This window comes from Pandoraea sp. XJJ-1 (assembly GCF_026802345.1).
GTDB classification, from domain to species: domain Bacteria; phylum Pseudomonadota; class Gammaproteobacteria; order Burkholderiales; family Burkholderiaceae; genus Pandoraea; species Pandoraea cepalis.
In genome coordinates this window covers 3556973-3579283 of the sequence record NZ_CP113827.1, presented here as the reverse complement: position 1 = coordinate 3579283, position 22311 = coordinate 3556973, and the positions used below count along the sequence as shown (strand labels likewise).

Annotated in this window: 14 protein-coding genes; 4 read left to right on the top strand and 10 right to left on the bottom strand. The window is 64.6% G+C overall.

Annotated features, from left to right (window positions below; translation table 11 throughout):
• Window positions 1-15 precede the first annotated feature (15 nt).
• The 4 genes from OYT13_RS16385 to OYT13_RS16370 all read right to left on the bottom strand — a co-directional run bounded on the left by OYT13_RS16385 (window position 16) and on the right by OYT13_RS16370 (window position 5272).
• On the bottom strand, window positions 16-1737 hold the full coding sequence (locus OYT13_RS16385; protein WP_198288636.1) for a putative bifunctional diguanylate cyclase/phosphodiesterase: 1722 nt from the start codon (window positions 1735-1737) through the stop codon (window positions 16-18).
• Between the two features lie 354 nt (window positions 1738-2091).
• Complete coding sequence (locus OYT13_RS16380; RefSeq protein ID WP_017231795.1) at window positions 2092-2841, bottom strand: aspartate/glutamate racemase family protein; 750 nt, start codon at window positions 2839-2841, stop codon at window positions 2092-2094.
• Window positions 2842-2921: 80 nt separating this feature from the next.
• Window positions 2922-3824, bottom strand: a complete 903-nt coding sequence (locus tag OYT13_RS16375; protein ID WP_017231796.1) for a transporter substrate-binding domain-containing protein — start codon at window positions 3822-3824, stop codon at window positions 2922-2924.
• Window positions 3825-4015: 191 nt separating this feature from the next.
• A complete protein-coding gene (locus tag OYT13_RS16370) occupies window positions 4016-5272 on the bottom strand; it encodes a D-amino acid dehydrogenase (protein ID WP_268566622.1) in 1257 nt (418 codons plus the stop codon).
• Between the two features lie 220 nt (window positions 5273-5492).
• On the opposite strand from OYT13_RS16370, the gene OYT13_RS16365 reads away from it, so the two are divergent.
• A complete protein-coding gene (locus tag OYT13_RS16365) occupies window positions 5493-6452 on the top strand; it encodes a LysR family transcriptional regulator (RefSeq protein ID WP_017231798.1) in 960 nt (319 codons plus the stop codon).
• A gap of 15 nt (window positions 6453-6467) precedes the next feature.
• Here OYT13_RS16365 and OYT13_RS16360 read toward each other — a convergent pair whose 3' ends face one another.
• Both OYT13_RS16360 and dbpA read right to left on the bottom strand, forming a co-directional pair.
• A complete protein-coding gene (locus tag OYT13_RS16360; RefSeq protein ID WP_017231799.1) occupies window positions 6468-7079 on the bottom strand; it encodes a hypothetical protein in 612 nt (203 codons plus the stop codon).
• Between the two features lie 75 nt (window positions 7080-7154).
• On the bottom strand, window positions 7155-8567 hold the full coding sequence (dbpA, locus tag OYT13_RS16355; protein ID WP_026131565.1) for an ATP-dependent RNA helicase DbpA: 1413 nt from the start codon (window positions 8565-8567) through the stop codon (window positions 7155-7157).
• Between the two features lie 141 nt (window positions 8568-8708).
• Between dbpA and OYT13_RS16350 the strand changes: the two genes are divergently transcribed.
• Window positions 8709-13769 carry an NAD-glutamate dehydrogenase gene (locus tag OYT13_RS16350; RefSeq protein ID WP_268566621.1) on the top strand — a complete coding sequence of 1687 codons (5061 nt, stop codon included), beginning with the start codon at window positions 8709-8711 and terminating at the stop codon, window positions 13767-13769.
• A 236-nt stretch (window positions 13770-14005) separates the two neighbouring features.
• Complete coding sequence (locus OYT13_RS16345) at window positions 14006-15226, top strand: MFS transporter (RefSeq protein WP_268566620.1); 1221 nt, start codon at window positions 14006-14008, stop codon at window positions 15224-15226.
• 15 nt (window positions 15227-15241) lie between these two features.
• Here OYT13_RS16345 and pdxR read toward each other — a convergent pair whose 3' ends face one another.
• Window positions 15242-16879 carry a MocR-like pyridoxine biosynthesis transcription factor PdxR gene (gene pdxR / locus OYT13_RS16340; RefSeq protein ID WP_268566619.1) on the bottom strand — a complete coding sequence of 546 codons (1638 nt, stop codon included), beginning with the start codon at window positions 16877-16879 and terminating at the stop codon, window positions 15242-15244.
• 96 nt (window positions 16880-16975) lie between these two features.
• Here pdxR and OYT13_RS16335 point away from each other — a divergent pair, with 96 nt between their 5' ends.
• Window positions 16976-17701 carry a GNAT family N-acetyltransferase gene (locus tag OYT13_RS16335; protein WP_261938217.1) on the top strand — a complete coding sequence of 242 codons (726 nt, stop codon included), beginning with the start codon at window positions 16976-16978 and terminating at the stop codon, window positions 17699-17701.
• Window positions 17702-17773: 72 nt separating this feature from the next.
• On the opposite strand, the gene OYT13_RS16330 is transcribed toward OYT13_RS16335, so the two are convergent.
• The 3 genes from OYT13_RS16330 to OYT13_RS16320 form a co-directional block, all read right to left on the bottom strand.
• Window positions 17774-19066, bottom strand: coding sequence for an NCS2 family permease (locus OYT13_RS16330; RefSeq protein ID WP_150562824.1), 1293 nt, complete (start codon window positions 19064-19066; stop codon window positions 17774-17776).
• Between the two features lie 91 nt (window positions 19067-19157).
• Window positions 19158-20198 carry a porin gene (locus OYT13_RS16325; RefSeq protein WP_268566618.1) on the bottom strand — a complete coding sequence of 347 codons (1041 nt, stop codon included), beginning with the start codon at window positions 20196-20198 and terminating at the stop codon, window positions 19158-19160.
• A gap of 1117 nt (window positions 20199-21315) precedes the next feature.
• The gene (locus OYT13_RS16320; protein ID WP_268566617.1) at window positions 21316-22155 is read right to left on the bottom strand and encodes a metal-dependent hydrolase; all 840 of its coding nucleotides are present in this window, start codon (window positions 22153-22155) and stop codon (window positions 21316-21318) included.
• Window positions 22156-22311: the final 156 nt, after the last annotated feature.

Below are 22311 nucleotides of genomic sequence, written 5' to 3'. Positions count from 1 at the left end.
AGCGGGGTTATCCGGTCAGTGGCCGGCATCCACATTGAGACGCCCGCTCGCAAAGGCCGCCTCCAGTTCTCCCGCAGGCAGGGCCTTCGACACCAGCCAGCCCTGGATGGAATGGCAGCCGCGCTCGATCAGCATCTGCCGTTGTTCTTCTGTCTCGACCCCTTCGGCGACCGCCGACAGCCCCAGCTCACGCGCCAGTCCCAGGACTGCCGTCACAATCGTACGGTCATTCGATGACGTGGGCATGTCTTTCACGAAGCTGCGGTCGATCTTGAGCGCGGAGAGCGGGAAACGCTTGAGGTATCCCAGGCTCGAGTAGCCCGCGCCGAAATCGTCGACGGAGAAGCGCACGCCCAGCGTTTGCAACTCGCGCAGCACCAGATTGGCCTGTTCCGGGTCGCGCATCAGGACGCTCTCGGTAATTTCGAGCACCAACCGGTGCCCTTCCACGCCCGAATCGGCAATCGCTTGCCAGACCAGGCTCGGGAACGACGGATGGTGAAATTGCTGTGCCGAGACGTTGACCGACATGTACAGCCCGTCGAGCCGGGTGCGATCCCAGCGCGCGAGCTGCATGCAGGCGGCGCGTAACGCCCAGCCGCCCAGCAGGTTGATCAGGCCATTGGCCTCGGCCAGCGGAATGAATTCGTTCGGTGACACCGGGCCGAGCGCGGGATGCCAGCGCATGAGCGCCTCGACACCCTTCACGTTCAGCGAGATCGGATCGCAGATCGGCTGGTAGTGCAGGCTGAATTCGCCATTGTGAATCGCCTCGAACATTGCCGATTCGAGCGAGAACGCCTTGCGGTGCAAGTCGCCCAGATCGTCCGTATAGACGAACAGACCGTTACGGCCGCGATCCTTCGCGCAGTACATGGCGGCGTCGGCGTGCTTGATCAGCAGGCCGGCCGAGTCGCCATGGCGCGGATAAAACGACACGCCGATGCTCGTGGTGAGGTGCAGCAACTTGTCGCCAATCTGGAACGGTTGCTGCACCGCCGAGAGCAGGCGCTTCATGATGCCGCCAAGCGCCTGTTCGTCGTCGCAGCCGGGCAGCACGAGCACAAACTCGTCGCCGCCCATGCGCGCGGCCATGTCCGTCTCGCGGATCTGCGCGATCAGGCGTTGGCCAGCGTCGCACAGGAGCTGATCGCCCACGTCGTGGCCGAGCGAGTCGTTGACCTTCTTGAAGCCGTCCAGGTCGAGCAGGGCGACGGCAAAGTTCGGCCCGCCTTCACGCGCGTGCTGGATGGCTTCGGTAATGCATTGATGAATGTACTGACGATTCCCCAGCCCGGTCACCGCATCGCGCACCGCCAGATCGGACAGGCGTGCTTCGTTTTCCTTGAACGCGGTGATGTCCTCGCCGTGCACGACGAACGTTGCGCTCGTTCCGGCGATACGGGGCGTGTACTGGGCAATGCGCAGACGCATCCAGACCCGGTCCGTCAGACCGCGCAGCAGGCGCACGGTGCACTGCTGGGGACCGAGCATCTGGGCGGCGGAGAAGGCATCCTGCAGCGTCGGCACATCTTCGATACCGGTCAGCTCGAAGAGCGTGGCGTGATCGGTGTACTCGCGCGAATATTCCAGCAGGCGCAGGGAGGCTTCGGCAATGAAAAGGAAACGGCCGTCGGCAGCAACGTGCGCCGAGAGGCCGCCGGTCAGCTCGACCAGCGCCCGGGACAATGCCGGGGCCGGCACCGCGGCGTGAGCCTCGGCGATTGCCGATGCCAAGGTCGAAGGTTCGACCAAAGGGACGCCGGCGGGGAGTCGATCTGAACTCATTGTTGTTGTCTGTGCATGCATCACGTCGAGCGCGCTGCGACCCATGTGCTTCCCCGTTCAGGCAAACGCGCTCATGGCCGAACCTTGGTCCGGCAGGTGTCCGATGGATTGTGGGCCATTATAGCCAAAGACGCCAGCGAATTTGGTAGCGGGAATCCCCGATTCATGCCACTTTCCACACGTTTTCTCGCGTAGGTTTTTTTCTGACAAGGCGATCGGGGATTATTCCTGCGCGGCGGCTGGCCTGCCGCCGGTATTTCCTTGGAATTGCCCGTCAGATGGCACTTCCGCACATCGGGACATTCACTGGCGCGATTTTCCCGTGGGCGTCTCGTGCGCGAGCGACCAGGCGATGCAGGCGCGCGCGAGGGCGGCCGAGGCGTCCAGGCCGAAGCGGCCCAGCGGTGTTTCACAGGTGGCCAGCGCCACCGGGATTTCCGTACAGCCGAGAATGACGCGTTGCGCGCCGGCTGCCAGCAGGGTCTCCAACGCCATGGCCAGGGCCTCGCCGCCGCGACGATTCTCCCCGGCCTTGGTCAGCCGGATGCCTTCGTTCACGAGCGCCTGGTGCGCAAGCGGTTCGGCAACCTGAACGAAACGATAGCCCAGCGCTTCGAGCCGTGGCCGGTAGACGTTGGCGTGGTGGGTGCCTTCGGTGGCCATCAGGCCGATGAGCGCGCCCGGCGCGACGCATTGGGCCAGCTCGCCCGCGACGGCTTCGACCACATCGAGCACCGGCAGCCGGGTTCGATGACGCAGTGCGTCAAGCCAGGCATGGGCCGTGTTGCAGGCAATGGCAATGCAGCCAACGCCGGACTGCTCCAGCGCGTGAACGCCGTCGAGCATACCGTCCAGCGGTGAAGCACCGTCGCGCAATAGCGCCTCGGTGCGGTCGGGGATCTGGGGAACCGAGTAGAGAATGAATGGGATGTGATCCTGATCGCGGTGGGCCGGATGTTGATCGACGATCTTGCGGCAGAGGTCGATGCCGGCGGCGGGGCCCATGCCGCCGAGGATGCCGAGCGTGGCGTGCGAGTTCATGGTGATGACCATCATTCAACGGGAACGGCAAACATCGGGATCGCGCGCGAGGGCAGGGGCCGTGGCCCCGCCCCGCACGGCGTCCGACAGGATCAGTCGTAAGCCTTGGTGATCGGATCCTTGAACATGGCACGCATTTCCGCCGTCATCGGATAGTGCATATTCTGGTTCTTCGGCGGCACCGGTTCCATGAACCACTTGTTGTACAGCTTCTCCATCTCGCCGGACTTCTCCATCTTGGCGATGACCGTGTCGACGACCTTCGTGAACGCCGGATCATCGTGGCGCAGCATGCACGCATAGTTTTCGAACTGGAGGTTCGGACCGACGACTTCGTAGCCCTTGGCTTCGTCGGCCGACAGGGCGGCGCGCTGGCCGTAGAGCAACGGCTCGTCCATCACGAAGGCCACCGAGCGGCCTTGCTTGACGGTCAGGAAGCCGTCCGAGTGATCCTTCGTCTGAATCAGGTTGAAGCCGACCTCACCCTTCTTGCCCGAGAGAATCCGATCGGCGGTCGTGCCGGCGGTCGTCGCGATCGTCTTGCCCTTGAGGCTGTTCAGATCGGTGATGCCCGAGCCCGACTTGGCGATCATCTTGATCGAGTACAGGAAGATGTTGTGCGAGAAGCCTACTTGCTTCTCGCGCTCGAACGTGTGCGTGGTCGAGCCGCATTCCAGGTCGATCGTGCCGTTCTGCACCAGCGCGATACGGTTCTGCGACGTGATCGGCGTTTCCGTGACCTTCAGGTTCGGCAGGTTCAGGTCTTTCTTGACGGCGTCGACGATCTTGAGCGCGATTTCCTGCGAGTAGCCGATCGTCTTGCCGGCGTTGTCCGTGTACGAGAACGGAATCGACGACTCCCGCACCCCGAGCGCGATCACGCCGGTGTCCTTGATCTTCTTGAGCGTGCCGGTCAGTTCCTGCGCGCTCGCGGTGTGCGCGAACAGGGCGGCGGCGGCGCTGACGAGCAGCAGGGGAGCAAACAGCTTCTTCATGGTCTCTGTCCTATCGGAAGTGAATGGCACGGTGGTCCGCGCCGTTGGTATGTCAACTGCCAAAAACACTGGTACAACCCGACACGTCCCTCCGCTGTTCCCCACGGAAACGACGCCCCGCAATACCCCATAACGCCCCGTGTCATGACGGCGATCGACCCGGGAGGCCGGCTATGTTCGATCAACGCGATTCACGCGGCCAGCCGGGCAAACCCTGCCAGATCGACCGCGGGACGCTTGCCGCCGATGGCATCGGCAATCACGCGCGCCGCGCCCATCGACAACGTGAAGCCCAATCCGCCATGGCCAACGTTCAGCCACAAATTGTCCAACGTATCCGCGCGCTGGAGGATCGGGCGGCCGTGCGGCGTGGCCGGTCGCATACCGGTCCATTCCAGCGGGGGCCCCTCGCCGGCCAATGCGGGAAACAACGCCGCCGAGAGCGTGCGCAGCGCCTGGATGCGCCGGGCCGCGATGCGATAGTCGTACCCCACGAGGTCGGCCATGCCCGCCACTCGCAGATGCTCGCCGAGGCTGGCGTAGACGACCTTGTTGTCGGCGTCCGTCACCGATACCTGCGGGCGCGCGTCGACCGGGGCGTGGCGATACGTCAGGCTGTAGCCCTTGAGCGGGTATAGCGACACCGACTCACCGACCTTGTGCAGCAACGGCATCGCCGCCAGGCCATTGGCGACGACACAGGCATCGACGGCCACGTCGCCCATGCGGGTGCGAATCGACCGCACCGTGCCGCCATGCACATCGAAGCCGGTCACTTCGCGTTCATACAGCAACTTGCCGTCGGCGTGCGCACCGACGATCCGCGCCAGTTCCATGCATAACGACTGGCAGTCCCCGGTGCCTTCGCCCGGCGTGTGAATGCCGCCGGCCAGCTCACCGGCGATCGTCGCCAGGGCGGGCTCCAGCATGGCGCATGTCGCGGCGTCGACCCGTCGCTGTGTGTAGCCAAGTCCGTTGGCCAGTTCGAGCGAGCGTTCGGCGGCGGCGAGCTTGTCCGCATCGCGGTACACCACGAGCTTGCCGCTCAGTCGGTAATCGAACGACACCGATTCCCGCGCCAGAAATTCCTGCATTACCGCGCGGCTGTGCAGGCCGAGCGAGAGCAAACGCAATGTGGAACGGGCGTTCGCCTGCGCATTGCAATGCTTGACGAATGCGATCGACCAGCGCCAGAAGTCCGGATCAAACGACGGCTTGATGCGTAGCGGCCCGGTGCGAGCGAACAGCAGCGAGGGCAACTGCGAAAGTACGCCGGGGGCGGCCAGTGGCGACACGTACCCGTAGCTCAGTTGGCCACCGTTGGCGAAACTTGTCGCCAGACCCGGACCGCGTCCGGCCTCGATGACCGTGACCGCATGGCCTGCGCGCAGCAGTTCATACGCGCTGGCGAGGCCCACGATGCCTGCCCCGATGACTCCAATATGCATAGCGATGAATGACAACCAAAAACGTCAGGGAATGCAAGGCGGGAAAATATTCGGCGTGGAGAGCGAGGCCTCGCGGCCGCGTTTTCCCCCTACCTTTGCTACGCAGTGTAGGGCGAGAAAATTCGGTAACCTATGCGGATTTGAGGCAGCATATGTCTTTTGGCTATAGGGTCGGCACCACCGCCGAACCGCTTTTCGCGACACGGGGACAACGTCAGGCATGAAATTGCGGCATATCGAGACGTTTCGCGCAGTGGTACTGACGGGCTCGGCCAGCGGCGCCGCGCAATTGCTCAACGTGTCGCAACCCGTCGTCTCGCGCGTCTTGCAACATGCCGAACAGCAACTCGGCTTCAAGCTGTTCGACCGCGTCAAGGGCCGACTCGTGCCGACGGCCGAAGCGCGTCGCCTCTATCCCGATGTCGAACGCATCTTCAGTGATCTGGAACGCCTGCGTACCACGTCGCGCAATCTACGCCAGCATGGCGTGGGTCATCTGCGCATTGCCGCGACACCGAGTCTTGCGCAGAGCCTGTTGCCTGCCGCCATCGAGCGCATGCGGCGCGCGCATCCAGACGTGGTCTTCGAACTCATTACGCACCACACGACCGAGATGATCACGGCGATCCTCACCTCGTCGGTCGACGTGGGCATCGTGTCGGCCCCGCCGATGGCGGCCGGCATTGTGAGCCGTCCGGTGGCGCAGGGGCATATTGTGCTGGCGGTGCCCGCGGCGTGGCCGAAGCTCTCGCGACGGGGGCCGGCCAGTGCCGATGCGCTCGCCGGGCGCGATCTCATCAAGCTGCACGATGACACGCCGCTCGGTGCCCTGATCAACGAGCGTCTGGAGCAGACCGAGTTGCTGCAGGACGCCGAAGTGATGGTGCAGACCTATTCGCTCGCGGCGGCGCTCGTCGAGCACGGTCTGGGCTACGCGCTGCTCGATCAATTCACGGCGGCCAGTGCCCATGAGCAGGCGCAGCGCCTGTATCGCGTGGCTCCGGCCATCGAATTTCCGGTAGAGATGTTGCGGCCGTCGCATGAACCCGAGTCGGTGCTTGCCGACACCCTGCGGCGGCATCTGGCGGACGTGGCCAGCGAACTCAGCACGCGAGCCGAGGCGTTGTGCGAAGGGCGTGAGATCGTTCTGGCGCCGGGAACGGACATCGACGAGCCGTAAGCGTGCCGGCAGGACTCACCGGCAGCCGGGCTCGCTCTTCACTTCGAAATAGGTAAACGGTTGCGGCTGGAGCTTACCGGCCAGCGACGGATAGTTCGCCTGCACGAAGCGCCGCGCGCCCGCCATGTCGAACTCGGTGCGCAGCCAGAGCTTGCCGTCGTGGCTATCGAGCATCAGGGTGCCCGCGTAGATCACATCGCCCCGCTGGACCTGCACCGTTGGCACCTTGCGGCCCTTGCAATAGCGAAAGCGATAACTCTTGTCGGCCGGCGTGAATTCCATCGGACCGAAGCGCTCGTTGCGCATGAGCGGCGAGACGCGCATCGCCACGAAGCCACGCGTCGGCGGATTGCTGTTGAGTGTGCGCGTGACCTTGCCGCCGACGATGCCATTCACTGTCTGTGAGAAGTCGGAGTAATTCCACGGCCCCCAGGTGCTTTGCAGTGGCGTGTCGAGGCCAACGATGACGATCGCGTACTCGTCGAGCGTGTCTTCGGTGAGGACAGGGTTGGGCGGCACGCCCTGGGTGCTGCAGGCCGTCAGCCAGCCTGCGGCAAGCGCGGCGAGCGCCGAGCATCGCGCACGGCGCGCGACGGGAGAGAACCACAGGGTACGCAGTGACCTCATTGCAGCCTCCTTGCCGCGCGCGGCGCGCAGGGGACGATCCGAAAACGGCGTCGGACGCCGGCGTCTGACCCGCCCTTAATCCTGCAGGAATCTTACCTTGACCTTGCGGCCTTTGACGCGGCCGTCGGACAACTTGCGCAACGCCACCGGGGCGATGTCGCGCTCCACCGCAATATACGTGAAGTTATCCAGAACGTTGATTTTTCCGATCTGGCTGGCGGCAAAGCCGGCTTCGCCGGTGAGGGCGCCGAGCACGTCGCCTGGGCGGATTTTGTCTTTCTTGCCGCCCAGCATCTGGAGCGTGACCATTGGCGGCAGCAGATGCCCGCCGCCCGACGGCGTGAGTTCCTCGAGCTTGTGCCACGGCACTTCGTGGCCCAGCGCCGCTTCGAGGTTACCCACGCGGCCCATCTCGTTCATGCTTGCCAGGCTGAAGGCCCAGCCCGCTTCGTCGGCGCGGCCCGTGCGGCCGATGCGGTGCACATACACCTCGGGGTCGGGTGTCACATCGACGTTGATCACGGCTTCGAGTTGCGTGATGTCCAGCCCGCGAGCGGCCACGTCGGTGGCGACCAGCACCGAGCAACTGCGGTTCGCGAACTGGATCAGCACGAGGTCGCGCTCGCGCTGCTCCAGCTCGCCGTGCAGCGTCAGGGCGTGAAAACCTTCGGCGCGCAGCACGTCGGTCAGATCGCGGCATTGCGCTCGCGTATTACAGAACGCGATGGTGCTGACCGGCCGGAAATGATCGAGCAACTGGCCCACGGCGTGCAGACGTTCCTCTTCGCGCACTTCGTAGAAGCGTTGGCGAATCTTGCTGGCGTCGTGCTTCTCTGTCAGACGAATTTCGCGCGGCGTGCGCAGCAGGCGTTGTGCGAGCTTCGCGATGCCCTCCGGGTACGTGGCGGAGAAGAGCAGCGTCTGGCGCGAGGCGGGCGTTTGACGCGCGACCGTGGCGATGTCGTCGAAAAAGCCCATGTCGAGCATGCGATCGGCTTCGTCGAGCACCAACGTCTTGATCCCGGCGAGCGAGAGCGTGCCGCGCTCAAGGTGATCCATGATGCGGCCCGGCGTGCCGACGACCACGTGCGCGCCGTGGGCGAGGCTTTCCGCCTGCGGACGCAGCGGTGCGCCGCCGCACAGCGTCAGGATCTTGATGTTGTCTTCGGCGCGCGCGATGCGTCGCACTTCCTGCGCCACCTGCTCGGCGAGTTCTCGCGTGGGGCAGAGCACGGCGGCCTGCACCGCGAAATCGCGGGCATCGACGCGCTGGAGCAGGCCGAGCGAGAATGCGGCGGTCTTGCCGCTGCCGGTCTTGGCCTGGGCGATGAGGTCGTGCCCGGCGAGCATATCGGGGAGCGACGCCTGCTGAATGGGCGTCATCGAGACGTAACCCAGCCGTGCGAGGTTCTCCTGCATGGCAGGCGAGAGCGGCAGGCTCGAGAAGGGGGCGCTGTCGGTGCGCGAATCGGTGGCTTTTGAGTTCATGCGCAATTATACCGGGCCGACCGGGGCCGCCGGGGTGGGCGCCGACGCGGGGTTAGGGATCGCGCCGTTGCCAGTCCGGGGCCGCCGGGCGTAGCATGGCTTTGCTTGTCGATGTCTCGTCCATTCCCGCAGAGGTTGCCCATGCCTGTGAATCCGGAAGAGAAAGTCCGCCAGCATATGGCGGAAGTCGTCGCGATGGCCCGTGAGCGTGCGCCCGACGTGGTCGCGCTGTTCGAGCCCTTCGTGCGGCATTACTACGGTCTGGCCGATGCCGAGGACGTTGTCTCGCGCAGTGTCGACGACCTGTATGGCGCGGCGATGGCGCATTGGCAACTCGGCCAGAAGTTCGTCAGCGGCGAGCCACGCATCCGCATCTACAACCCCACGCTCGATCAGCATGGTTGGCATTGCAGCCATACGGTCGTCGAGATCGTCAACGACGACATGCCGTTTCTCGTCGATTCGGTGACGATGGAGATCAACCGGCAGGGGCTCGCACTGCACTCCGCGTTTCACCCGGTCTATCGCATCAAGCGCGACGGCGCGGGCAAGCGCCTCGCCGTGTCGCCGGGCGGTGGCCTTGGGCAGCCGGTGTCCGCGGGCGAGCGAGTGACGGGCGATAACGGTGATGGCGGCGATAGCGGCACTAAAGGGGCGAACGGCGTGAACGGCGGCGACGTCGGGGCGCTGCTGGCGTCGGGCGCGACGGCGCAACGGGCGGGCGATGCGAGCGCCGACGGCGGCCGCTTCGAGTCGTATATCCACATCGAAGTCGACCGTTTTTCCGAGCCGGACCGCATTCAGGCACTGGCTGACGGATTGCAGCGCGTGCTTGGCGATGTACGCGCGGCGGTCGAAGACTGGCGCGCGATGCAGGCGGCCGCGCATGCGGCCATCGAGTCCCTTCGGCAGCGGGCCGAACAAACGAGCGTGAGCCCGCCGGAGCGTGTGGAGATTGACGAAGCGCAGGCGTTTCTCGACTGGATGCTTGCCCGGCATTTCACGTTCCTCGGTTATCGCGATTACGCGCTGGTCGTGCGCGACGGCGAGCACTACCTGCAAGGCGTGGCGGGCACGGGGCTTGGCGTATTGCGCGAGGCCCGCCGCGATGCCAGCACCCCCGACGAGACGCGCCTGTCGCCCGGGGCCATTGGCGTGGCCCAGACGAGTACGCCGATCTTTTTGACCAAGGCCAATTCGCGGGCGAGCGTCCATCGTCCCGGCTATCTCGATTACGTAGGCGTCAAATGCTTCGATGCGCAGGGGCGCGTGTGCGGTGAGCGGCGCTTCCTCGGGCTTTACACGTCGAACGTCTACATGGTGCCCGCCGACGAAATTCCGCTCGTACGACGCAAGGTCGCCGAAGTGATCGGGCGCACGGGCTTCCTGCCCAACGGGCATCTGGCCAAGACGCTCGCGACGATCCTCGAACAATATCCGCGCGACGAACTCTTTCAGATCGACGTCGATCCCCTGGCCAATATCGCGCTGGGCATTCTGCGACTGCAGGAGCGCCAGCGCACGCGCCTGTTCGTGCGGCGCGACCGCTTCGATCGCTTTGTATCGTGCCTCGTCTTCGTGCCGCGCGAGAAATTCAACACCGATCTGCGCGTCCGCGTGCAGAACTTGTTGCAGGCGGCGTATCACGGGACCAGTGTTGAATTCACGCCGCAGCTCTCCGAGTCGATGCTCGCGCGCATTCACATCACCGTGCGGACCGAGCCGGGCAACGTGCCGGATGTCGATGTCAACGATCTGGAAGCGCGCATCGTCGAGGCGACCCGCCGGTGGCAGGACGATCTGTCCGACGCGCTGCGCGAGCAGTTTGGCGAAGAGCGCGGCACGCGCGCACTGCGGCGGTACGCGCAGGCGTTCCCCGCGGCGTATCGAGAAGACTACGCCGCGCGCATGGCGGTGCGCGACGTCGAGTTGATCGAGCCGCTGCTGAGCGTCGGACACGCGGTGCCGGTCGAGGCTTCCGACGCCACGCCGCTGGCCATGCAGCTCTACCGGCCGCTGGAGGCCGCGCCCGGCACGCTGCGCTTCAAGATCTATCAGGCGGGCGAGCCCATCGCGCTCTCGCGCAGCCTGCCGATGCTCGAACACCTCGGTGTGCGCGTCAACGACGAGCGCCCCTATCGGATTGAACCGGCCGACACCGGCGTTGTCTGGATGCACGACTTCGGCATGACCAGCCTCGACGGCGCGGATGTCGACCTGGAGAATGCCCGCCTGCGCTTCGAGGAGGCGTTCGCGCGCATCTGGACGGGCGACGTCGAGAACGACGACCTCAACCGGCTGGTCTTGCGCGCCGGACTGACGTGGCGCGAAGTCCGCATTTTGCGCGCCTACGCGAAGTACATCCGCCAGGTGGGGTCGACCTTCAGCAATGCGTATATCGAGAATGCGCTGACCGGAAATCCGTCGATTTCGGGCATGCTCGTGCGGTTGTTCCTGGCCCGCTTCGATCCGGGGCTGGCGGCGCCGGCTCGCGCATCGCAGGCGGAGCGGCTACGGGCGCAAATTCACGCGGCGCTCGAAGACGTTCCCAACCTCGACGAGGATCGCATCCTGCGTCAGTTCCTTGGCGTGCTCGAAGCGACCTTGCGCACCAATTACTTCCAGACGGGCAAGGACGGCGTGACGCAGAAGCGCTATCTGTCGTTCAAGTTCGATCCGTCGAAAGTGCCGGGTCTGCCCGAGCCGAAGCCGATGTTCGAGATATGGGTGTATTCGCCGCGCGTGGAGGGCGTGCATTTGCGAGGAGGGCGTGTGGCGCGGGGTGGCTTGCGCTGGTCGGATCGCCGCGAAGACTTCCGCACCGAGGTGCTGGGTCTCGTCAAGGCGCAGATGGTGAAAAACACCGTCATCGTGCCGGTCGGCTCGAAGGGCGGGTTCGTGGTGAAGCAACCGCCATCGCCAGGCGACCGGGATGCCTATCTGGCCGAGGGGGTGGCGTGCTACCAGACATTCCTGCGCGGGCTGCTGGATCTGACCGACAACTACGTCGACGGCCAATTGGTGCCCCCGTCGCAGACCGTGCGTATCGACGGCGACGATCCGTATCTCGTCGTCGCAGCCGACAAAGGGACGGCGACTTTTTCCGATTACGCCAACGCCATTTCGGCGGAGTACGGATTCTGGCTCGGCGATGCCTTTGCGTCCGGCGGCTCGGTCGGCTACGACCACAAGAAGATGGCCATCACGGCGCGCGGCGCGTGGGAGTCCGTCAAGCGGCATTTCAGCGAGATGGGCGTCGACACCCAGACGCAGGACTTCACCGTGGTGGGTATCGGCGATATGTCGGGCGATGTCTTCGGCAACGGCATGTTGCTCTCGAAACACATCCGGCTGGTGGCCGCGTTCGACCATCGGCACATCTTCCTCGACCCCACGCCCGATGCTGCAACGTCGTTTGCCGAGCGCGAGCGCCTGTTCCAACTGCCGCGTTCCAGCTGGGCCGACTACGACACACGGTTGATTTCGGCGGGCGGCGGCGTGTTCCCGCGCACGGCCAAAGCCATTGTGCTCTCTGCGCCGGTGAGGGAACTGATCGGCACCGAGGCCACGGAGATGGCGCCGAACGACCTGTTGCGGGCGTTGTTGAAAGCGCCGGTCGATCTGCTGTACAACGGCGGCATTGGCACGTACGTCAAAGCGAGCACCGAGACGCATGCGCAGGTGGGCGATCGTGCCAACGACGGCTTGCGCGTGAATGGCGCGGAACTGCGTTGCAAGGTCGTGGCCGAGGGCGGCAACCTTGGGCTGACGCAGCTCGGGCGCATCGAGTACGCGCAGCATGGCGGTCGCATCAATACCGATGCCATCGACAATTCGGCCGGTGTCGATTGTTCCGATCACGAGGTCAACATCAAGATTCTTCTGGGCCTGGTGGTGACGGACGGCGAGATGACACTGAAGCAGCGCAACACGTTGCTCGCGGAGATGACCGAGGAAGTCGGCATTCTTGTGTTGCGCGACAACTATTTGCAGACGCAGGCGCTCTCACTGGGCCGGTTGCGAGCGGTGGCGTCGCTCGACGACGAGACGCGCTTCATGCGGTACCTGGAGCGGGCACAGCGGCTCTCGCGCACCATCGAGTTCCTGCCCGACGACGAAACACTTGACGCGCGGCGTGCGTCCGGCGCGGGGCTGACCTCCCCCGAACGCGCGGTCCTCATGGCCTACAGCAAGATGTGGCTCTACGACCTGCTGCTGGCAAGCGATCTGCCCGACGCCGATTTCGTTGCCGACGAATTGCCGTCGTACTTTCCCAAGCCGCTCGCGAGCCGATGCGGCGCGGCGATGTTGCGTCATCCGCTCAAGCGGGAAATTCTCGCGACGATGCAGGCCAATGCGCTCGTCAACCGGGCGGGGGTCACGTTCGTGCATCGACTCAGCGAGGAAACGGGCGCTGAGCCGGCCGACGTCGTGCGGGCCAGTCTGGCGGCACGGGGGGCCTACGACCTCGACACGTTGTGGGGCGAGATCGATGCGCTTGACGCGCGCGTCTCGCACGAAACGCAGGCCTCGCTCTTTGCCGCGATTGCGCAGTGGCACGAACACGCCACCCTATGGTTCTTGCGGCGGCGTGTGGCCGACGTGCCGCAGACGCTCGAGCGTCTGCGCGCTGTGCTCACGCCCATCCTGCCGACACTGGACACCCTGGTCAGCGGCGCGGCCGCCGATGACGCGCGGGCCAGATGCCAGACCATGATCGATGCGGGCGTGCCGCCGTTGCTTGCACAAACGGCCGCGGGCGTCGGCGCGCGGGTGGCGTTGCTCGACATCGCCGAAGTGGCGAGCAGCAGCGGGTGCGAACCGTCGCTGGCCGCGCAGGTGTATTTCGCCCTCGACGCACCGCTTGGCTACGCTTGGCTCCAGGCGGGGGTGCTCGGCCTGCCGATGCAGACGCACTGGCAGCGCCTCGCGCGGGCCACCTTGCTCGAAGAATTGTCGGTATTGCGGCGACGCCTGACGGCGAGCGTGCTGGCGGGCGGCGAGGCGGTGCTTGATCCAGTGCATGCCGGCGAGCCAGCCGACCCAAGCCCGGCGGGCAAGCGCGTCGCCCACTGGGAGACGTTGCATGCAGACGCGCTCGCGCGCTACCACCGTGTGCTGGCCGACCAGGTCGCGGCCGGTAACGCCGACCTGGCCATGTTGTCGGTGAGCCTGAAAGCGTTGGCGGAAGTCGACCGCTGAGCCGAGCAGGACGGTCGCCCCCGAGCGCCGTGGGGGCCGTCCGCGCCGCGGCTGGCGGATACGCGACGGGCTGTCGTCGAAAGCCGTCGCGGGGGCATTTTTAAGCGTTTACACAAAAGTCACGAAACCGCGTATGATCCGGGAAAACCCTAGGATTGAGTTGACCTGCGCGGATGCTTGCCCGTCGCGCGGGGTGGCGCGTCCTGGGGTTTCGTCGATTCCTGAACTCCTGCGCAATGCCCAACGACACCCGCCCTGCGAACCCACCGTTCGCCACGACGCTGCAGATCGTCTCCACCGTGTTCTTCACGTTCCTCTGCTATCTGACGATCGGATTGCCGCTCGCGGTGTTGCCGTCGTTCGTGCACGTCGATCTCGCTTACAGCTCGGTCATTGCCGGGTTGGCCATCAGCGTTCAGTATCTTGCGACGCTGCTCTCGCGCCCTTACGCCGGGCGGACTGCCGACGCCTGGGGCCCGAAACGCACCGTGTTATGCGGGCTGGTGGCTTGCGGTGCCTCCGGGTTGCTCGTGGCCTTGGGCGGTGTGTTTTCCGGCGTGCCATGGTTGGCGCTCCTCACGCTGATCCTTGGACGTCTTGTGCTTGGCTTTGGTGAGAGCTGGGTGTCGACGGGCGCGATCATGTGGGGCATCGGCCAGGTGGGTCCGTCGCACACTGCACGCGTCATCTCATGGAACGGCGTGGCAACCTACGGCGCGCTTGCGCTGGGCGCGCCGCTTGGCGTTGCACTCGACAATGCGTATGGCATCCAAGTACTTGGCGCGGCGATCGCGCTGGCGGGCGTCGCTGGCCTGCTGCTCGCGCGCATGAAGCGTGCGACGCCGGTCATCCATGGAGAACGTCTCGCATTCCGCGCCGTGCTCGGTCGCGTGTTGCCGTTCGGCATGGGGCTTGCGCTGGGCTCCATCGGTTTTGGTGCCATCTCCACGTTCATCACGCTTTACTACGCAAGCCATCACTGGGACAACGCTGCACTGGCGTTGACCGCGTTCGGCGTGTGCTTCATGGGCGTACGACTGCTCTTCGGCAGCAGCATCGGGCGCTTCGGCGGCTACCGTGTGGCCATGATGTCATTCACGCTCGAGGCCTTCGGCCTGATCGTGCTCGGGATCGCGCCCACGGGATTCACGGCGTTGCTCGGTGCGGCGCTCTCCGGCGCGGGGTTCTCGCTCGTGTTCCCGTCGTTGGGCGTGGCGGCCGTCAATCTGGTTCCGGCACAGAACCGGGGTGCGGCACTGGGGGCGTACTCCGTCTTCCTCGATGTTGCGCTTGGCGTGACCGGACCGGTGGCGGGCCTGATCGTCGGGGCTTACGGCTATGCCGAGGTCTACCTGTGTGCATCAGTGGCTGCTGTGGCGGCCGTCTTGCTCACGCTATGGATGGCGCGAGCCGAGCAGGCGCGCGACGCCGACAAGAAAGTCGTACAGACGGCGTAATCGCTGACGGCGGGGTCAGTCGGTCGCCACCGTCTCCAACGTCGCCCGCTGCTGCGCCGCGACAATCGCGGCGAGCCGCTGGATCAGGCCCGGGATGCGTGCCGCGTCCGTATCGCCGTAGCCGATCACCAGACCGTTATCCGTGGGGTGTGGATCGAGTGCAAAGCTCGATAGGGCGCGGGGGCCGATGCCTTCGCGCTGCGCGGCGGTCACGATCGCCTTGTCCGGGAATGCGGGATCGAGCCGCACCGTCAGGTGCAGGCCGCAGCGCTCGCCAATCACCGCATACGCCGGGTCGAAGTGGGTGGCCAGCGCGTTGCGCAAAGCCGTCTGACGTTCCCGATACAGCCGTCGCATGCGACCCAGATGCCGTGCAAACTGGCCGCTGCGGATGAATTCCGCCAGTGCCAGTTGTTCGAAGCGATGCCCGCCGCGCAAGAGTTCGTCGAGGGCGTCGCGGGCTTGCGCGGCGAGCGCGGTCGGCAGAATCAGAAAGCCCAGGCGCAGCGCGGGAAACATCGTCTTGCTGAACGTCCCCACATAGACAACGGGGGCGTTGGCCACCATCCCCTGCATGGCGGCGATCGGTTCGCCTTGATGGCGAAACTCGCTGTCGTAATCATCTTCCAGAATCCAGGCGCCGTGACGCCGCGCCTGCGCGATCAGATCGAGGCGGCGCGAGGCCGACAGCACGCTGCCGAGCGGATACTGATGCGACGGCGTGACATACACCAGTCGTGGCGGCGAGCGTTCCCACTGTCCTTCCGGAATCACGATCCCCTCATCGTCGACGCGCAGCGCGTGAAGGCGAACATCGGCCGAATGGAAAGCGGCCTTCGCACCGCGATAGCCTGGGTCTTCCATCCACACCGTATCGCCGGGATCCGTGAGCAGGCGGACGCAGAGAATCAGCGCCTCGTGGGCGCCTTCCGTGATAACGACTTGCGACGCATCGCAACGCACGCCGCGCGAGATCCGCAAGTGTGCGGCAATGGCGTCTCGCAGCGCGGGTTCGCCGAGGGGATCGCCGTAGTGATAGTGGCGGGGTTGGGCTTCACGCATGACGCGTTCGAGCGTGCGTCGCCAGGTACTGGTGGGAAAGTGGGTGAGTGCGGGAACCCCGGGCGTAAACGGCAGGGGCGACTCGTCGGCGCGGGCGGCGTGGCGCGTCGCGGGCAAGCGTTGGATGCGGCGCGAGGCGAGTGGTGTTGGGGGACCGTCGGGGGCGCTGGGGGGCGTCGCCACCGGGTCATTGGCTTTCGGCGTCTTGGCGCTGGCGGTATGTGCGGCTTTGGCGGCGAAGAGGGGATCGAGAGGGAGTTGGGCGACGCGGGTACCGAGCCGGTGGGGCACGATAAAGCCTTCGGCGGCCAGTTGGTCGTAGACGATCGAGACCGTGTTGCGTGAAATGGCGAGATCTTCGGCGAGCGTGCGCGAGGCGGGCAGACGGGCGCCGGCGGGCAAACGACCTTCGAGAATGGCGTGTTTGAGGCGGGAGAGGAGTTGTTTTTGAAGCGAGGTGCCAGCGCGCCCGGGGCCGGTCGTCAGGGGGCTGTCGAACAGTGCGGCGACGTTCTCCGGAGCAGGATCGGGAGTGCCGGGGCGGGGCGCCGGTCTGGCTTGCCGAGCGGTGGAGTGAGCGTGTGGCACCATGAGATTCTCAAAGAGTGGTGCTTTTCATCGTACCACTGAGGCGATACTTTAGACGTCATGACTTGCGTGTTGCGCCAACTTCCGGAGATGAGCGAGATGACTGACGCCCCGAATTTCAACGAATACGACCAGCCGATCGGTGCAGCGCTGCCGGACTGGAAGTCGAGAGCGCAGCCGCCGCGTGCGCCGATCGATGGGCGTTACTGCCGGATCGAGCCGATCGACGTGGAGCGTCACGCGAAGGACCTGTACGAGGCGTATGCCAGCGCCGCGGACGGTCGCGACTGGACATACATGAGTGGGGGGCCGTTTCCGGATTTCGACAGCTACTACGCGTACGCGACCAGGATGGCGGCGTCCAGCGACCCGTTGCATTACGCGATCATCGATCGGGAGACGGAGCGGGCGGTGGGGACGTTGGCGCTCATGCGCATCGACGCGGTGAACGGCGTAATTGAAGTCGGGCACGTGGCGTACTCGCCGATGCTCAAGCGCACGCGTGCTGGCACGGAGGCGCAATACTTGCTGATGCGTCGGGCGTTCGACGAGTTGGGGTATCGCCGATATGAGTGGAAATGCGACGCGCTCAATGCCCCGTCGCGGCGGGCGGCGGCACGTTACGGGTTCACGTTCGAGGGCATATTCCGTCAGGCGATCGTCTACCGGGGTCGTAGTCGCGACACGGCGTGGTTCTCGATCACGGATGGCGAATGGCCGGCCATCAGTCGGGGGTTCGAACAATGGCTTTCGCTGGAGAACTTTGACGCACAGGGCCGCCAGCGCACGGGGCTAGCCGAATTGATTTCGGCGGCGAGGGCGTGAGCCTCGGGTAGAAACAAACGGCCCGCCGGGGATGCTCCGGCGGGCCGTCACGCTATCGGGACATCGTCTCGATCAGCTCGGGAAGAACACGTACTTCAGTACGAAGAGCACGGCGATCACCCAGGCGGCCGGGTGGACATCCTTCGCGCGGCCCGTGAAGAGCTTGAGCACGGCGTACGAGATGAAGCCGAATGCCAGACCGGTGGCGATCGAATACGTGAACGGCATGGCGAGGGCGGTCAGGGCGGCCGGGGTGGCTTCCGTGATGTCGTCCCACTCCACGTCGAGCAGCTCGCGCAGCATCAACCCGGCCACATAGAGCAATGCCGGTGCGGCCGCGTAGGCGGGCACCGAACCGGCCAGCGGCGCAATGAACAGGGCGAGGATGAAGAGCGCGGCAATCGTGAGCGCGGTGAGGCCGGTGCGTCCGCCCGCCTGCACACCCGAGGCGCTTTCCACGTAGGCCGTCGTGCTGCTCGTGCCCAACAGCGAACCGAAGAAAATCGCAATCGAATCGGCGAAGAGCGCGCGGCCGAGGCCCTTGTAGTGCGTACCTTCGAGCAGGCCGGCTCGCTTTGCCACGCCCATCAGCGTGCCCGTTGCGTCAAACACTTCCACCAGCACGAACGCCAGAATGACGTGAACGAAGCCTGCATGCAATGCGCCCGGGATGTCGAGTTTGAGGAACGTCGGGGCGAGGCTCGGCGGCATGGCGAAAACGCCCTGGAACTGATTCAGTCCCAACACCATCGAGAGCACCGTCACGGCCAGAATACCGATCAGGATCGCGCCGCGAACGCGCAGGGCGTCGAGCACGGCAATCAGGAAGAAGCCGAAAATCGCGAGCAGGGCTTGCGGGGCGTGGAGATCGCCCAGGCCGATCTTCGTTGCCGGATTGGCGACGACCACGCCGGCGTTACCGAGCGCGATGATGGCGAGGAACAGACCGATACCGGCGGCGATGGCGCATCGCAACGATTTGGGTACCCCGGCAATCAGCCAGGAGCGTATGCCCGTCACCGTCAGAATGATGAACAAACAGCCTGAGATGAACACTGCCCCCAGGGCTTGCTGCCACGTGTAGCCCATCGCGCCCACGACCGTGAAGGCGAAGAAGGCGTTCAGCCCCATGCCCGGCGCCATGCCGATCGGGTAGTTGGCGATGAAGGCCATCACCACCGAGCCGATCGCGGCTGCGAGACAGGTCGCCACGAACACGGCGCTCTTGTCCATGCCCGTTGTGCCGAGAATATTGGGGTTGACGAAGATGATGTACGACATGGTCAGGAAGGTCGTGAGACCCGCCACCATTTCGGTGCGTACGTTGGAGCCATGCTCCTGGAGTTTGAAGAATTTTGTCAGCAACGTGCTCTCCTTGTGCCTTTGTTATGCCGTTGTTCGTGTGCAGCGGGGGCGCGCGCATTGTACTGTGCGCGAGTCCGTGCAGCGGAGTTTCTCAGAACTTGGTTCGCATGCCCAGCCCAAAAGTATTCCCGGCCTCCAGCCCGGATACCTTGTCGTTCAGGTAGGCCACATACAGATCGGTGCGCTTCGAGACGTTGTAGTCATAACCGACGGCCCAGGTATTTCGGCTGACGTCGTTCTGGCCAGAATTCTTCGTATAGGCGTACGACGCGATCGCGCTGCCTGCGCCGAGCGGCACCGACACCCCGAACTGAGCGCCGTTCGACGTCAGATTGCCCCCGGTGATCGTGTTCTTGATGTACTGATATTGCCCGTAGAATTTGACGACGTGAAAATCGTAAGTCAGGCCAGCCTGGAGCGCTTGCTGATTGCGAAAGCCGGTGATGCCGGCCTGATCGTCGGGCGTCGAATCGAACTTCACTTGCTGATACGCGAGCGTGGCGGCGAGCGGGCCGTGAAAATACATCGCGGCGGCGCTCCACTTGTTCTGCCCGGTCTCGCCGGCTTTGTTGCCGAAGGCATAAGACACGCTGGCCCCGAGCCCCTTGTAATCCGGCGTGGCGTACATCACGGCGTTGTTCCATCCCGAATCACCGACGATGCCTTGGCCGGCGAGGCCGAGGAACGTGTGATAGACCATCGGGCTGAACGTATACGAGTCAACGAAGGGGTTGAACAGAATCGTCGAGACGAAATACGACGTGGTAAGTCGGCCCATCGTGACCGTACCGAGCGTATTCGACTGTAGGCCGACGTAGGCATTCCGGGAGAAGAAGCTGTCGCCGGTGAAGCGTCCGTAATGTCCGGTTTGCGGCAGGAAGAAGTCCTCCAGCGCAAAGATCGCCTTGAGACCGTCGCCGAGATCTTCCGTGCCCTTCATCCCCCAGTACGACGTGGACATTCCGCCGCCGGCCTGCGTCCAGGCGCGTTCGCCGCCGGGCGTTTTGACCGCACCGGCCCAGGCGTCGACCTGACCGTAAAGCGATACGTTCGATTGCGCGTGGGCGACGCCCGCGGCTCCGCAAACCGCGAGGGCAAGCGCGCCCCGCAGCCAACCTGCTGCCTTGCTCATGACTGTGTCTCCGTCTCGTTTTGATTTATGCGTGCCTCTGAACTTCGCTTCTCACCGAAGGGTGCAAGGGGGCACGCCTGAGTCATTGACACACTGACTTCACGTTGCGCGGGTATCGGTGCTGCTTTGAGGTGTGATTATTATTATCAAGATGCCGCTTGTGGCATATCACTCGGCGTTGATACTCGGTATTCCGTTGTTGGGGTGACGCTTGACCCTCGCCTCCCTCTGCGGTCGGCCGCCGGGCCGGTACCCGTTTTCGTCGCTCCACGAAATTCGCTTTGGAAAACGGGTACCGGCCCGACGACTCGAAACACGCCAATCCATCGTCGCAACCTCCCCATCCACCCACCCCGCCACCATCACCACCCCCACCGTCACGACGACACCGCCGCTTCATGCGCGCAGGCTCTCGCCGACCGTCCCCACGTGCTGCGCATCTGCTGGTGACGGTCGGCGAGACCCTCGACATCCCATCAGTCCCTCGCTTCGCCCAGTCCACAACGGCCGTGGCTACCGACAACGCTGCAACACCATGCGTCCAACCAGCCCATGCATCAATTCGCGACAACATCGCAATGCCCGGTGCGATCAAGTGTTTCGGCGCGGGCCTAATCAGGGAGAGAAACAGCGCGCGGCGACGACATCACGGTACCTGGCGTGGCCAAGTGTTTCAGAGTGAGCCTACTCAGGGCGAGAAAAAACTCACGACGAAGACATCACGATGCGGGCGTGGCGAAGTGCTCCGGATGCGTCCAGATGGCGCGTGAAACATTTCGCGAAGAAGTCACGAAACCGGGCATAGGGAAGTGCTTGGGGGATGGCGAGGCTCTCGACGATCGTCACCAGCAGATGCGTAGCACGTGGGGACGGTCGGCGAGAGCCTGGGCGCATGAGAAGACGGTGTCATCGTGACGACGAGGTGGGGGAATGCGGTGAGGTGGGGGCGTGGGGGAGGGGGCGACGATGTGTGGGTGCGTTTCGAGCTGTCGGGCCGGTGCCCGTTTTCCAAAGCGAATTTCGTGGAGCGACGAAAACGGGCACCGGCCCGGCGGCCGACCGCAGAGGGAGGCGAGGGTCAAGCGCCAAGCAGCACGAACAAAGCGTCGAGCAAAAATCAGCGAACCGCCCGCCAATTGGCCTGATGCGCCGTCAGCCACTTTTCGGCGAGCGAAGGATCGCCGTGCCGGTTCGGATGAAACGAAGGCGCGAGGTACTTGAGCATTGGCCCGGTGCTACGCCAGACGACCCCATCGCGCCCGAAGAACATCGTGGTGAAACCCCACCACGTGCGGGGCTTGAAGAGGGTGCCGTCATGCCAGAGGTTATTGATCGTCTGCGCGTGGCTCTCTACTGCGAACATGAACAGCACGTAGAGATACGTGAGAACGCGTTGGCGTTCGCTGCCGCCTAGCGCGCGATAGAGATCGAATGCCACAGCCTTGTGCTCCGTTTCCTCGGCCGCGTGCCAGCGCCACATCAGGCGCATCTTCGGTTCGGCCTTCGCGAGCCAACGGTCGTAGCGAAGGGCCCCGTCGCCGAATACCGCCGTGCAGTGCTCGTAGGCGGCCGTCACGGCCAGCATGTACATTGGCGAGAGCTTGCGGCGGCGCGCCCACTGAATGCGTGTCGTCGCCCAGTTCTCCCAGTGATTGATCAGTCCCTGCTTCGCCAATTGTGCGTTGTACTGACCATGCAGATGCCGATGCGTCGCTTCCTGTCCGATGAACTGGGCGATGTCTGCCCGAAGCGTGTCGTAGCTCGCATCGGCGGGCAGGCGATCCATCGTGTCGCGCACCGAGTCGATGAACGATTGCTCGCCGACCGGGAAGCTCATCGACAGCGCGTTGTAATACATGGTGCGGTAGGCATCGCCGCTGTGCCAATGACGCGCGAAGCCATCGGCCAGATCGACAGTCAGTTTGCGTACGGTCAGGGCAGAAATATCGTGGCTCATGGTGTCTTGCCTCTGCGGCGATGTTGAGGGATTCGCGGCGCCGAGGTGGCGCGGCAAGCGCGTTCCGTTGCGGTCTCTTGAGTTTTGCGGCGAATGTGAGCATTATTCATTTTTCAGGCGCTTTGCCGCAACTCGCTTCCCGCTCAGGTTTTTCAA